A 13820-nucleotide genomic window follows, 5' to 3' on the forward strand; every position below is an offset into this window, starting at 1 on the left:
CATGGTACTGGTCGGTTTTTGCCTAACCATCGCAGGTTTGGATAGTGCCGCATGATTGATCAACGTGTCCCGGTAACGCTTTTGACCGGCTTTTTGGGAGCCGGGAAGACAACGCTTGTCAATGCGGTTCTTGCTGACAGCTCAGGGGGGGCCTTCGTTGGGGAAGGGTGTCCCACTGACCCAAATACGGGGCTCTCGGGGGTTCCACATCAGCCAAAATGAAACTATAGCGCCGCTCAACTCGCTTTTTGCGACGCCTTTGACGCCAATAGGAAACCTCGCATGTTCATCGCAACGCTCATCACTGATCCTAAAAACCCATCGCTGACCCGCGAGGTCGTTGAAAACCTGCGCAATGCTTGGGGTGGCGGTGAGGCACAGTGGCTAGCTGTTGGCGAGGCGGCGGAATTTGTGATTGGCGCGCGTCCCGCTAACTTTGAAACCGTATGGGTCGACCTGCAATCCATTGGCGTTGATCTGATCTGTCAACGGACTGAAGGTCGCCGCAAAAAGATGCTCTTGGCGGATATGGACAGCACCATGATCCAACAAGAATGCATCGATGAACTGGCGGACGAGGCTGGCGTTGGTCCGCGCGTCGCTGACATCACAGCACGGGCGATGAATGGTGAAATTGATTTTGACGGTGCATTGCGCGAACGCGTTGGACTGCTCGCAGGGCTGCCTGAAACGGTGATTGAACAGGTCCTCGAGACACGGATCACGCTGATGCCCGGTGGTCCTGAACTGCTCGCGACGATGAAGGCGAACGGCGCCTATGCCGCGCTAGTCTCGGGTGGCTTTACCGCCTTCACCTCTGCCATCGCAGGGCGGCTTGGCTTTGACGAAAACCACGCGAATACGTTGATCGCCCAAGACGGAAAACTAACGGGCGAGGTGGGTCTGCCGATCCTTGGCAAACAGGCTAAGGTTGATGCGCTAGAAAAAATCACAGCGCAACTCGACCTGACCGACGCGGATGTTATCGCAGTTGGTGACGGGGCCAATGACCTCGGGATGTTGACCCGCGTGGGCACAGGCGTTGCCCTTCACGCGAAACCCGCGGTCGCGGCACAATGTGATGTGCGGATCAACCACGGCGACCTCACCGCGCTGTTGTTTGTCCAAGGGTACGCTCGGGACGAATTTGTCACCTAGCCGCGCTGCAAAACCGATGCAGCTCGGGTATAGCCCGTGGTGATCCCATTCCAATTCTTGATCGGCCCACCCACCCGTTTCAGTGCCGCAGGATGCGCGGCATCCAATGCACCTAGATTGATCAGAACTTGCGCGATCATCGCCTCGGCGGCGCGGGTGGCGCCATCCAACGCTTTGACGGCGATGCCGATCTGTTGCTCGGGCAGGATTGCCACGAATACCCCCTCGGCACCGGTCTTGATGGCCACGCGTCCTTCCATTGCACGCATCATTTCTGTACAGGCGCGGGTTTCGCCCGCGACCAATTCGGGATGCGTCCGCATCGCGTCAACCAAAGATGCAGCCGCCTTTGACCGTGTATCGCTGCGGGTATGTGCGCTTGCAAATGTCGCCATGGCCCGTGCCAAGCCATGCACCGTCGTCGCGTGATTGGGGGCCGAACAGCCGTCGACAGCCCACATCGGGCTGGCCTCTTGTGTCACCTCTTCAAACGACTGCTTGATAGCGACCTGCAAAGGGTGGCTGATCTCGTGATACTCGGCTCCCGCGCCGACATACTGAGTGTACGTCAAAAACCCAGCATGCTTGCCGGAACAGTTGTTATGAATTTGGCATGCGCTCTCGCCTGCTCGGATCAATCTGTCACGGGCTGGGCGGTCATTCGGGTCTTGGGGACCACAGCGAAATGCATCTTGGGATAGGCCCAGACCGTCCAACCACACACCAACACGGTTGGTATGGATCGCGGCCCCCTGATGCGAAGCACAGGACAGCGCCAATTGTTCTGACCGCAATCCCGCCGCCGCGGCAGCCCCGCTTTCGATCAAAGGCAGCGCTTGGAGCATCTTGCACGATGACCTTGGGTAAATCACTGCGCTGGGATCGCCCCATGCCTCGACAATCGCACCGCTGGCATCGCAAACCACCACATGCCCGCTATGCGCGCTTTCCAAGAGTTCCCCCCGCCAGATTTCTACAAGGGTTGGCAAATTGGTCATTTTACGCTCTCCAACGTCGCTATGCCCTCAATTCTTCGCGATTTTCCGCCCAATAGGGGTTTCGCGACAAAGGGCTTTCTTGCTAGAGTAAGCTGTATCGAGTTTGAGTGAAACCGGTCACAAAAACAGGACGCCAAAAAGGTGCCGCAGACCGGTTAGACAGAGGCAAGGGCAGCTTGGAGGCTGTAAGTATGATTTCAAAGATGGTCTGTGCCCTCGGCACAGCTGCGATTTTGGGTCTCGCGACACCTATCGCAGCACAGGAAACAAACAACCGCGTAGCGGCAAACACCGACTGGTCCGTGTTCGTCGAAAGCAACCCCACCGAATGCTGGGCCGTCTCGGCGCCCAAGGAAACGGTCAACACTCGTGACGGCAACACAGTTGCTGTGCGCCGTGGTGATATTTTGCTCTTTGTGTTCAACCGCCCCGGCGCGAACGTCAAAGAACAGGTGACATTCACGGGCGGCTACCCGTTTGCGGGCGGCTCGACCGTGTCGATGAACATCGACGGCACCGACTATGAACTCTTTACCGAGGGTGAGTGGGCGTGGCCTGCGACACCACAAGACGATGCTCGCATCATCGCCGCGATGAAGCGTGGTGCAAATGCCATCATGACCGCACGTTCCGGTCGCGGCACGATCACCAAAGATACCTTCTCGCTCTTGGGCTTTACCGCCGCCAGCGATGACGCGGCCAAGCGCTGCGCGGGCTAAGACGCCTGACCAGATCGATTGATGAAACCCCGTGCGACACCGCGCGGGGTTTTGCATTTCCGGCGTGCTCCTATATAGGGGCGGCAGAATCCACCAAAGGTTAGTTCCATGTCGGCCACCGCTCCGATCACCCAAGACGTTCACACGATCCCGCGCAAGTTGCCCGAGGGTCCGATCAACCTTGTTGGTTTGCGCCGCGATGCGATGCGCGATGTGCTGATTGAGCATGGCACGCCAGAAAAACAGGCCAAGATGCGCGTCGGCCAAATCTGGCAGTGGATCTATGTCAAAGGACTGCGGTCATTCGACGAGATGACAAACCTGTCCAAAGACTACCGCGCCAAACTGGCCGAGAACTTTGTGATCGAAGTCCCCGAAGTTGTGACCAAACAGGTCAGCGAAGATGGCACGCGAAAATATCTGGTGCGCATCGCGGGTGGCCACGAGGTCGAAGTCGTCTACATCCCCGAAGAGGGTCGTGGCACCCTGTGTATTTCCTCTCAGGTTGGCTGCACGCTGACGTGCTCGTTCTGTCACACAGGCACCCAGAAATTGGTGCGCAACCTGACACCCGCCGAAATCATTGGCCAAGTCATGGTCGCACGCGACGATCTTGGCGAATGGCCTGAACCCGGCACCCCGAACGACGAGGCGCGTTTGCTGTCCAACATCGTGCTGATGGGGATGGGCGAGCCGCTCTATAACTTCGAAGGCGTCCGCGACGCGATGAAGATCGCAATGGACCCCGAGGGCATTTCGCTTTCACGCCGTCGCATCACATTGTCGACCAGTGGCGTTGTCCCAGAGATCGCAAAAACTGCCGAAGAAATCGGCTGTATGTTGGCCGTGTCTTTTCACGCGACCACCGACGACGTGCGCGATAAATTGGTGCCGATCAACAAACGCTGGAACATTGCCGAATTGCTAGACGCCCTGCGCGCCTACCCAAAGGTCAGCAATTCTGAACGCATCACATTCGAATACGTCATGCTGGACGGTGTGAATGACACAGACGAAGACGCACACCGTTTGGTCGAATTGATCAAAGGCATCCCAGCCAAGATCAACCTGATCCCGTTCAACGAATGGCCCGGTGCGCCTTACAAGCGTAGCTCGAACAACCGCATCCGTGCCTTTGCGCACATCATCTACAAAGCGGGTTACGCGAGCCCGATCCGCAAGCCGCGTGGCGAAGATATCATGGCGGCCTGTGGACAGCTCAAGTCTGCGACTGAACGGGCGCGCAAATCGCGCAAACAGATCGAAGCCGAAGCAGGGATCAGCGGTAACGCTTAACCCCTAGTTTGGCGTTGATCTGCAAAAGTCCCGAGGCGCGCTTAGCGCCCGGGAACCTCGCCGCGCTTTTCTCCTACGCCTTCCCAATTCGCGATCGCATCCATTGCCTCCGCGGCAGTGTCGACCATCACGAACAGATCCAGATCTTCTGCCGAGATCGTGCCAGCATCCGACAGCGCCTCCCAATTGATGATCTTGGTCCAGAAATCCTTGCCAAACAGCAGGAACGGCACTTTTTCCATGCGACCCGTTTGAATCAACGTCAGCGTCTCGAACATTTCGTCCAATGTGCCGAACCCACCCGGGAATACCGTGATTGCCGCAGCCCGCATCAGGAAATGCATCTTGCGAATGGCAAAGTAGTGAAAGTTAAAGCACAGCTCGGGTGTCACGTACTCGTTCGGGGCCTGCTCGAACGGCAGGACAATGTTCAAACCAACAGACCGACCGCCTGCATCAATCGCGCCGCGGTTGCCTGCCTCCATTACGCCGGGGCCGCCGCCAGTGACGATCACGTTCTCACGCCCGCCGCTGTCTTTGATGGACTTCAGCGTCATCAGCCGCGCAAATTCACGGGCTTCGGCGTAAAATTCTGTCAGCTCGGCCAGTGTTTCTGTCCGTGCGGTGTCTTTCTTGGCTGGTTCAGGAATCCGCGCGCCGCCAAATAGAACGATCGTGCTGTCGACACCTTCTTCGTCCAGCAGCATCTCAGGCTTGAGCAATTCCAACTGCAATCGAACAGGGCGCAGCTCGTCGCGGCACAAGAATTCCTCGTCCGCAAAACCCAAGCGGTACGCTGGTGCGCGCGTTTGAGGCGTATCAGGCACGTGGCTTACGGCTTCGCGGTCTTGGCCACTGCGACGGAAGGGGTGATTGCGATGCTCGGTCATGGTCGTCTCACTTTACAAATTACGTCTCTGCGATAGGTCTAGACGACCAACCCGCACCCTACCAGTCACAAGATGAGGATGATCATGGCCCTTTTAGATACGCCCGTTTGTGAATTCGGCGTACCCGCACCGGATTTCGACCTCTCTGACCCAATGGGCAACCGGTTCACCCGTGATGGCGTGATGGGCGAGAACGGAATGTTGGTCGCATTTATTTGCAATCACTGTCCTTATGTGATTGCCGTAATTGACCGATTGGCGGATGATATTCGCGCCTTGCAAGATGCCGACATTGGCGTCGCTTTGATTATGTCGAACGACTATGCGAGCTACCCCGCTGATGCGCCCGACCGCATGGCTGAATTTGCCAAACAGTATGGCCTGACAGCGCCGTATCTCGTGGATGAAACCCAAGCGGTTGGTCAAAGCTATGGTGCAGTCTGCACACCCGATTTCTTTGGCTATAACGCCGAGAGTGGCCTGCAATATCGCGGACGTATCGACAGCGCGATGATGGGCGACCCAACAGGGCGCACTGCGGAGCTGCGCGATGCGATGCTGGCGGTTGCAAAAACGGGGCAGGGACCACAAAACCAGACACCATCAATGGGCTGCTCAATCAAATGGCGCTGATTGCGTGACCCGCTGCCCTAGGGTATAGCGCCAACAACTGGATATAAGAGGGGATTCCTATGTCGAACGCACAACTTGAGACCGCAATTGAGGCCGCATGGGATGCCCGTGATGCAATTACACCTGCAACCACTGGCGAAACCCGTGACGCGATCACCGACACGCTGAACGCACTCGACAGCGGTAGCCTGCGGGTCGCCGAACGCAAGGAAAACGGCGACTGGCATGTAAACCAGTGGGCGAAGAAAGCAGTTCTCTTGGGCTTCCGCTTGAAAGACATGGAAATGCAATCGGGCGGCCCACAGGGCGTCAGCTGGTTCGACAAGGTCGACAGCAAATTCCACGGCTGGGGCGAAAACGAATGGGGTGCTACTGGCTTTCGTGCCGTACCCGGCGCCATTGCTCGTAAATCTGCATATATCGCGCCTGGCGTTGTTCTGATGCCGTCGTTTGTGAACCTTGGTGCCTATGTCGATACAGGCACGATGGTCGACACATGGGCGTCTGTTGGTTCTTGCGCGCAGATCGGCAAAAATGTCCACCTTTCGGGTGGTGTTGGCATCGGTGGTGTTCTCGAGCCAATGCAGGCTGGTCCAACCATCATCGAGGATGACTGCTTTATCGGTGCACGTTCCGAAGTCGTTGAAGGCGTGATCGTCCGCGAAGGCGCAGTTCTCGGCATGGGCGTCTACATCGGTCAGTCGACCAAAATCGTCGACCGCGAGACAGGCGATGTGTCCTATGGCGAAGTGCCAGCAGGTTCTGTCGTCGTATCAGGCACAATGCCATCCAAGAACGGCGTGAACCTATACTGTGCGGTCATCGTGAAAAAGGTCGACGCTAAGACGCGCAGCAAAACCAGCATCAATGATCTGCTGCGCGACTAAATCTTAGTTAAGCAATACGCGGCTCTCATAAGTGCGTAGTACGGTCCGGGCGGTCGGGCCGTACCCATACCCTTGAAACTGATCGATCGTCGGCATGAGGCGTAGAACTTCTTCGTGCGTTTCCGCGTCAAAGCTTTTCACCGCTTGGCGCCCTGGAAAGAAGCTCTCTGACAGGACATTATTTCCAAAGATGATCTCGTGCTTTTCGAACAGCAAGTGAAAGTAGACCACTGGCTTGGCATCTTTACGAATGCGGATCGAATGGTCTTTGATCATATCCTTGGCTTTCACCAAAACTTCGGCTTCGCCATACAGTAGCTCGGCCTGTCCATCTTGCAGCAACATGCGGTGGTTTTGGGACACTTCAAACGCGTCGTGCTTAGCCCATCGCATTCTTAGAGACATGAACCGGTGCGTCGTTCCCAGTCGCATTGCGCAGGCTGTGGCCAATCCAACGAATAGCTTGCGAACCGCTGTCAAGCGTTGTGATCATATCACCTGTCTCTAGGTCGTCGATCAGCTTGGGACCGTCGGGTGTATCGATCATTGTACCAGAAGCAAAATAGGCGACTGTGTTGACGGTCACAAGGGCCGTATCATTCACGCCGTCGCTGCTCGTCACAGTGTACGAAAACGTTTGGGAATCGTCGTCACCTTCGGGCGTGATCGACAATGTTCCATCTGCCAGCAGAGTGATCTCTTCGCCTATCGCCAAAACAACCGTATCGCCTACAGTGACAGGGTTGCCATTGATCGCAGTGATTGTTGCAGTGACGCCAGCGGCGATTTCGTCGTTGGCGAGGACGTCCAGCGTTTCAGTTGAGTTGCCATCGATCGTGATCTCGTCGTCATTCAGAATCAGCTGTGTTTGGACACTGTCGACAACGATCATGACATTACTGTCGTAGACCCCGTCTCCAGCATCCGCGATGCCTATCTTGATTGTGTTGAGCTCGTTTGGATTGACGTCCGCTTTGATGGTCAGGGTGATCGTCACCCCGTCCAGCTCTGAGTTTATGACACTCGCCGCTTCCGGGTTGTCGATGTAAAGGTTCGAGTTTGTCGTAGTGTTGATGTTGTCGATTGAGATCGAGCCATCGCCAACTGCGATTCCTGCCTGAACACCATTAACAAAGATGCCAACAGCATCGTTAAAGCCACTATCCACATATTCCAAATACTCCTCAGACGAAAAATTTAGTTGCATCGTGAGCGTCGTGCCCACTGGGATAAAACTGACGGTCAAAACTGCAGTATCGTAGGTGGTAAGCCCAGCAATCTCTGTCAGTTGCGCATCGCCGGCTAAATTATGGTTGGTCGATGTATCGTCTCGCTGGTTTGCTTCGCCGGAGTCGTTCGTCACGGCACCCGCGTTACCGGTCAAAAGGATCACGCCCGTGTCCGCAGGCATCAGTCCAGGGGCGGTCGTGTCACCCCCAGAATAGATACCGGATGCTGTTGCCGCACCTGTGTAGGTCGTGCTCTCGACAGAAACACCTTCACCAAAGATGGTTTCGGCCATTTGCTGTGCCGTTACATCTGTATTAATCGTCAATTTTGTCGCATCTACCATGCCGAGATTTCCTTTGATCTCCCTAAGGAACATAACGGTTCAGATGAGCGACCTGAGGTCCCACCACGGTTAGGTCAACGACTTGTCTGTGCCATTTCTAGACCTTATGGATAGGATCAAGATCAGGAAAATCTGATGTTTTGTGTAAGAGAAAGCCTCATGGCCAAACCCAACAGTCGTCAAAAAGTGTTCACCTTGCTGGTCGAAATCGGCCGCAAAGACGGTGATGGACTACCCAAAGGATCAACCGGCGGCGCGCTGATGATCTACGCCAGCGGCGTCGACGAGGCCGAAGCTGTACGCGAGACAGTCGCCGTTTTGAAACAAGCTGACACCGCCCCGTTGGATGTGTCTGGGTACGGCACGCTCGAGGACCGGCTTGCCGAGGGGCACGATATCTCAGACGAAGAACGCGCTCTGATGGAGCGCGCTCTTGCTGAAAATGCAGTGATCGTCGCGCAGATGACGCCGTTCTACGACAAACCTAAAACCTAGTTGCCGAACCACTTGCGGCGGATGTTGTCATAGGTCCCGTCCTCAACCAACCGCAACAATGCGCGATTAATGTCTTCGGCCAGCGGGCTGCCAGACTGCATCACGAACCCGTAGTTCTCAGGCAAGAAAACGGATCCGACCAGCTCGGCTTTTCCTCTGCCGCGGGTGTTGGCATAGTAGGCGAGAATTGGGGCATCAAAGACGATTGCATCCAGATACCCGATTTCAAACGCATCCAACATTGTGTCCAGCGAATTGAAATCCACGTAACGCAGATCGCGAGTTTCGAGAGTGTCTGCTGCGGTTGATCCCGAGATTGTACCAACCCGTTTGTCATAGAGGTCATTCAATCCACTGACATTGGATTTGATCGCGCCAACAGTCATGTTCGCTGTGATTGTCGCCACAAAGATCGACACAATGAACAAGGATGAGACCACCAGCAAGACGCCAAACACACGACCCATCGGGCTACGCGGCATCCGTTCCTCGAACCCACCATTTACGACAAGGTTCAGCGCCCACCAAAACGCGGGAAAGGCGGACTCGCGTGCGGTCCCCTTAAAGTACTCTTGGTCGCGCCGTTCAAAGACCCACATCAGCATGCCACAGGCCATCAACGCAGCAAATGCGCCAACGACGGCCAGCAACAACTGTGGGTTCAGAATGACGCTCCAGACCGAAATCCCAGTGCCAGTGGGCCGCACCATGATCTGCAAACCCGCGGCAAAGATCGGTTGGGTAAAATCATATGATGCCTCGCGGGCGGCTGTGATCGAAATATTCGCGGCAGCGATATCCGCGGTGCCCGCATCGAGCATTTCAAACATTTCACCAAACTGCCCGACACGGACGATTTCAGTCTCGTAGTTCAACGCATCGGCGATTTCGTTCCACAGATCGATTGAAAATCCGGTGTCAACGCCATCGCGTGCCAGCGAAAACGGCTCTCGGGTCACGGTTGTCAGGGTTAGCGATTGTGCAGCGGCTTGAACAGCCAGACAGCTAAAAACACAGCTCAAAATGAGCAGGATACGTCGTACTGTCACAAAAACTTCCCCCAGTCCTATGCTGCGCGCAGCGCTGCAAGTGTGACCGTCTCAAAACCCCGAAGCAAGGGGTGAGCTGTTTTATCCGGTTTTGGAAGCAGTTCGGGGGGCATATTAGCGAGCACCGAATGGCTCAAGAGGGAATGATCTCGCAAGACCGAGCTTGCGTCAAAGCTTTCAATTGGAGCGCCCGAAACGGACATGATACCGGGGCGATCCAATAGGAAATGGTGATACCGCATAATCCGAACCTGCGGGGCAGGCAGAACCGATACGTGGTCGATCAAATGTCGCGCCGAGGCGAGCACGGATTCCTCACCGAATAGATATTCAACTTCGGAACCCGAAAACAGCATGTGCTGTTCCGCAGCTACATAGACATCATGCGTAGCCCCGAAATAGGGCGCGCGTACCCGCAGGGGCTGGAACTGTCCGCGCGCAGGCAAATCCACAGATCCGCACCACCGCACTTGGGCAATGTCGCCGTCGTGCATTTGAACCAAGTCGCCGGGACGTACTTTGTTGGCCGCGACAATGCCTTTGGTTGTCCGGATGCGAGCCGCACCAGACAGACCGGGCATTGGGCCGACCGGCTCGACCTGATCAGACACAGCGACAAAATTCACGTTCTCGATCGTCCGCTGACCAACAAGCTGACCCGCGCATTTCCGAACCAAGGGCATCGCGCCTTGTACGTCCGTCACGTAGAACTTGCCCCGTTCAGGAATAAAAACCGACAGCGCGCTTTTGCGGGCAGGGGCGTCCCATGTGTAAGCAATGACAACGCCGTTGTCGCCGTTCGTCAGATCCGTAGTCAGCCGTGCTCGAAGCATTTCAGAGCCCTGAACAATAGTCAGCGTCAACGTGCCGTTCGGCCCAATCACCAGTGACACGTTCACTGGCCAAGGGTTCACAGTCTTGTAGTCACACAGGCGCAGTGTCGTGCCACCGGCCAAGTAATTCAATTCACATAGAAAGGTGCCTTGCGGCAGCAGCATCATAGGATCGGACGGTGTCGCGACAACTTGCGATGTGGTCAAACCGCGCGGTGCGAATGTGCCGCCTTCAGGATCAGAGAGCCCAATCCAACTCATGCAGCGCGACCGCTCGCCAACAGAACTTCGGCTTCGAACCGCTTCAATGTGCGTCGGGCCGATGGGCTGTACCCTTTGCCTGTCAACGCATCGAGCTCTGGGAAAATCGCAACGATCTCGTCGACAATATCCTGCTCAAACGCTTTGGTGGTTTGCGGCCCAGGCAAGAAACTCTCGGTCGCCAACCCTTCTGAGAATACGACCTGATGCTTGTCGAACAACAGGTGGACATAGGTGATGTCGCCGCCCTCCATCCGCTTGACGGACTTGCCGTTCACGAGGTCCTTGGCGGATACCAGAACTTCGGCATCACCAAATAGCAACTCGGCCAGCGCATCACGGATCAGAATGCGGTGCTGTGGCGACAACATCAATGTGTTGTGCCCACCAAATGTATCGCGGCGAATTTTGATCGGGGCAAAGTTGCCCACTGCTTCGACGGTCCGGCTACCGATCCAACGCACAGGCTGTGCGCCGTCATCATGGGTCATGACCATATCACCGGGTGTCAGGCTCTCAACAGGCACTTCGCCATCGGGGGTCATAATCATCGTTCCACTGACGAAACACGGGATCGTCTCAACAGTGACAAAACCGACGTCGGTAGCACCCGTCGAGCTTTCGATCTCGTAGGTAAATCTGGCCGTGTCATTGTCGTTACCGGTCTCAATTTCAAAGGTGCCATCAGCGTTGAGAGTGATCTCTTGCCCTGTGCCCAATGTGACAGTGTCGCCGACACTGACAGCGACACCATTGATGTGCGTGACCGTCAACGTCCCACCGGTGGTGTTGTCGTCGTTGGCCATCACGTCCACCGTTTTGGTGGTGCCCTCTTTCATCGTCACAGCGTCATCATTGGCAATCAGCGTCGTTTGCAGACTGTCGCCCGCAATCAGCAGGTTTGAATCGTAGCTGCTGTCCCCGACGTCCGCGATGCCAATCTTGATCGAATTCACGACGCCCGGGTTCACCGGAATCGTCAGTGTCATCGTGACGGTAAAGCCGTCCATCTCGGTGTTGTAGTCGTCGCTGCTGTTGTTGATGAACAGGTTTTCGTTGTCGCTTTGGTTGACGTTGCCGACATCAGATCCACCGTCGCCCACTGCCAGCTCGACGTTCGCACCGTTGATCCAAACGCCCACTGCATCGTTATAGATCGAGTTCGAGTATTCTGGGTATTCCTCAGACGAGAATACGAACTGCATGGTCACCGTGTCACCCGTCGGGATGAAATCGACAACCATGAACGACGCATCATAAGTGCTGGCCCCCGCCAGCGCGTTAAAGTCACTGTCGTTCGTCGCGCCTGGCGTATTGGTCGAGGTGTTCGTGCTTTGATTCGAAGACCCAGTCGAGTTGGTGAAATCCGCCGCACGACCGGTGGATAAAATGATACCAGTGTCACCCGGAACAACACCCGGAGACGTTGAATCGCCGCCCGTGTAGATGCCAGACGAATTGCTCCATCCCGAATAGGATGCTCCGACAACGGTCACGCCGTCGCCAAAAATTTCGTTCGCCATAGCTGTCGCCGACGAACTTTCGATGATGTTCAGCTCACTTGCTGCTACCATTGCCCCAACCCTCATGTGTTGAGACAGTCACCCAAACGACTACCGTTGCTCCGCATTTGTCTATATATTGTGTCGCTTACTGCTCGACACAGACCATCTTGGGACTTTATAAGGGTGCCCTGCCTCGGGTCATTTATTTGTGTCTAAGGTAGGGCAAAAATCTGTGTTTTGTTAACACTTTATAAGGCGATCCTCATGCGACCCTTTCGATGTGTCGCCTCAGTGCCACAGCGCGATCCCAGACAATGCCCACAACCAAAAGTAACCACTGCCCCGAGGCCACGCATGATACACACACCAATCGATCCTGTTTCTCTCACAACTGAACTGGTCCGCTGTCCTTCTGTCACTCCAGAAGAAGGCGGCGCTTTGGTGTTGCTTGATACTTTGCTGAGCGCGCATGGCTTTGAATGTACCCGTGTCGACCGTGGCGGCATCTCGAACCTCTTTGCCCGTTGGGGTGACCGCGCTGATCCGCGCACGTTTGGGTTCAACGGCCATACAGATGTCGTGCCAATCGGTGACATTAATGACTGGACCGTCGATCCCTTTGGCGCCGAAATCAAAGATGGCTTTCTCTATGGTCGCGGCTCGACTGATATGAAATCGGGCGTCGCCGCCTTTGCCGCCGCTGCCATCGACTTTGTCCAAACCACCCCACCAAATGGTGCGCTAATCCTCGCCATCACTGGCGATGAAGAGGACGTGGCCGAACACGGCACTGTGGCCCTGCTGGATTGGATGCAGGCGAATGGCGAACAGATGACCGACTGTCTCGTTGGTGAACCGACCAGCCCCAACCACATGGGTGAGATGATCAAGATTGGCCGCCGTGGATCGCTCACGACCTATTTCACCGTCACGGGCAAACAGGGGCACTCGGCCTATCCGCATCGGGCCAATAACCCGATCCCGGCGATGATGCGCTTGATGGACCGGTTGGCTTCGCACACGCTGGATGACGGCACTGAGCATTTCGACGCATCAACGCTGGCCGTGGTCACCGTCGATACCGGAAACCCGGCCACCAATGTGATCCCCGCGGAATGCCGCGCAACGGTCAATATCCGCTTTAACGATGCTCATACGGGTGCCGCACTGACGGACTGGCTCGATGACCAAGCATCGCAGATCGCTGCCGAGTTTGGGGTCGAGATCAGCACCAAGACCAAGATCAGCGGTGAGAGCTTTATCACTCCACCCGGTGCGCTGTCGCAGCTCATCTCAGAGGCTGTTCAGACCGAAACAAACCGCACGCCCGAGATGTCCACCTCTGGCGGCACTTCTGACGCGCGCTTTGTCAAACACCACTGTCCCGTGGTGGAATGCGGCCTCGTTGGCAAAACCATGCACGCTGTCGATGAACGGGTTGAGGTCGCTCAGATCCACCAGCTAAAATCGATCTACGCTCGCATTCTCGAACGCTATTTCACCTAGCATTTCCCCCCGCCGCG

At 55.9% G+C, this 13820-nt stretch carries 14 protein-coding genes and 1 pseudogene; 8 read left to right on the forward strand and 7 right to left on the reverse strand.

The features are described from left to right. Positions 1-51: 51 nt before the first annotated feature. Positions 52-147 (forward strand): annotated as a pseudogene (locus TR2A62_RS19190) (GTP-binding protein); the annotation flags it as partial. 135 nt (positions 148-282) lie between these two features. Further along, positions 283-1158 carry a phosphoserine phosphatase SerB gene (gene serB, locus TR2A62_RS13160; protein WP_009158056.1) on the forward strand — a complete coding sequence of 292 codons (876 nt, stop codon included), beginning with the start codon at positions 283-285 and terminating at the stop codon, positions 1156-1158. Here serB and TR2A62_RS13165 read toward each other — a convergent pair. Continuing rightward, positions 1155-2156: an asparaginase gene (locus TR2A62_RS13165; protein ID WP_009158187.1), complete on the reverse strand. Its 1002-nt coding sequence runs from the start codon at positions 2154-2156 to the stop codon at positions 1155-1157. The genes serB and TR2A62_RS13165 overlap by 4 nt on opposite strands. Positions 2157-2347: 191 nt before the next feature. Between TR2A62_RS13165 and TR2A62_RS13170 the strand changes: the two genes are divergently transcribed. Next, entirely contained in the window at positions 2348-2875 is a 528-nt protein-coding gene (locus tag TR2A62_RS13170) for an invasion associated locus B family protein (protein ID WP_009160094.1), read from the forward strand. A 108-nt stretch (positions 2876-2983) separates the two neighbouring features. After that, a complete protein-coding gene (rlmN, locus tag TR2A62_RS13175; protein WP_009158030.1) occupies positions 2984-4171 on the forward strand; it encodes a 23S rRNA (adenine(2503)-C(2))-methyltransferase RlmN in 1188 nt (395 codons plus the stop codon). Between the two features lie 41 nt (positions 4172-4212). Here the strand turns inward: rlmN and TR2A62_RS13180 are convergent, their stop codons facing one another. Beyond that, complete coding sequence (locus TR2A62_RS13180; RefSeq protein WP_009158450.1) at positions 4213-5061, reverse strand: TIGR00730 family Rossman fold protein; 849 nt, start codon at positions 5059-5061, stop codon at positions 4213-4215. 84 nt (positions 5062-5145) lie between these two features. Here TR2A62_RS13180 and TR2A62_RS13185 point away from each other — a divergent pair, with 84 nt between their 5' ends. Together TR2A62_RS13185 and dapD are read left to right on the forward strand one after the other, a co-directional pair. After that, positions 5146-5694 carry a thioredoxin family protein gene (locus TR2A62_RS13185; protein WP_009159184.1) on the forward strand — a complete coding sequence of 183 codons (549 nt, stop codon included), beginning with the start codon at positions 5146-5148 and terminating at the stop codon, positions 5692-5694. A 59-nt stretch (positions 5695-5753) separates the two neighbouring features. Next, on the forward strand, positions 5754-6581 hold the full coding sequence (gene dapD, locus TR2A62_RS13190; RefSeq protein ID WP_009157833.1) for a 2,3,4,5-tetrahydropyridine-2,6-dicarboxylate N-succinyltransferase: 828 nt from the start codon (positions 5754-5756) through the stop codon (positions 6579-6581). A gap of 3 nt (positions 6582-6584) precedes the next feature. On the opposite strand, the gene TR2A62_RS19420 is transcribed toward dapD, so the two are convergent. Next, positions 6585-6926 (reverse strand): Hint domain-containing protein, encoded by a 342-nt coding sequence (locus tag TR2A62_RS19420; RefSeq protein WP_009158813.1) that lies wholly within the window; start codon positions 6924-6926, stop codon positions 6585-6587. Between the two features lie 34 nt (positions 6927-6960). Then, positions 6961-8154: a choice-of-anchor L domain-containing protein gene (locus tag TR2A62_RS13195; RefSeq protein WP_009159838.1), complete on the reverse strand. Its 1194-nt coding sequence runs from the start codon at positions 8152-8154 to the stop codon at positions 6961-6963. Between the two features lie 159 nt (positions 8155-8313). Here TR2A62_RS13195 and TR2A62_RS13200 point away from each other — a divergent pair, with 159 nt between their 5' ends. After that, entirely contained in the window at positions 8314-8649 is a 336-nt protein-coding gene (locus TR2A62_RS13200; protein ID WP_190275711.1) for a hypothetical protein, read from the forward strand. On the opposite strand, the gene TR2A62_RS13205 is transcribed toward TR2A62_RS13200, so the two are convergent. From TR2A62_RS13205 to TR2A62_RS13215, 3 genes are read right to left on the reverse strand one after another with little or no spacing between them, the layout of a single operon-like run. Beyond that, entirely contained in the window at positions 8646-9698 is a 1053-nt protein-coding gene (locus tag TR2A62_RS13205) for a transporter substrate-binding domain-containing protein (RefSeq protein ID WP_009159859.1), read from the reverse strand. The genes TR2A62_RS13200 and TR2A62_RS13205 overlap by 4 nt on opposite strands. Before the next feature lie 17 nt (positions 9699-9715). Continuing rightward, on the reverse strand, positions 9716-10792 hold the full coding sequence (locus TR2A62_RS17720) for a Hint domain-containing protein (RefSeq protein WP_009160344.1): 1077 nt from the start codon (positions 10790-10792) through the stop codon (positions 9716-9718). Further along, positions 10789-12366 carry a Hint domain-containing protein gene (locus TR2A62_RS13215; RefSeq protein ID WP_009157488.1) on the reverse strand — a complete coding sequence of 526 codons (1578 nt, stop codon included), beginning with the start codon at positions 12364-12366 and terminating at the stop codon, positions 10789-10791. The genes TR2A62_RS17720 and TR2A62_RS13215 overlap by 4 nt, the downstream gene beginning before the upstream one ends. Before the next feature lie 285 nt (positions 12367-12651). Between TR2A62_RS13215 and dapE the strand changes: the two genes are divergently transcribed. Next, a complete protein-coding gene (gene dapE / locus TR2A62_RS13220) occupies positions 12652-13803 on the forward strand; it encodes a succinyl-diaminopimelate desuccinylase (RefSeq protein WP_009160477.1) in 1152 nt (383 codons plus the stop codon). The last annotated feature ends 17 nt before the right edge of the window (positions 13804-13820 follow it).

This window comes from Thalassobium sp. R2A62 (genome assembly GCF_000161835.1).
GTDB lineage: Bacteria > Pseudomonadota > Alphaproteobacteria > Rhodobacterales > Rhodobacteraceae > Thalassobium.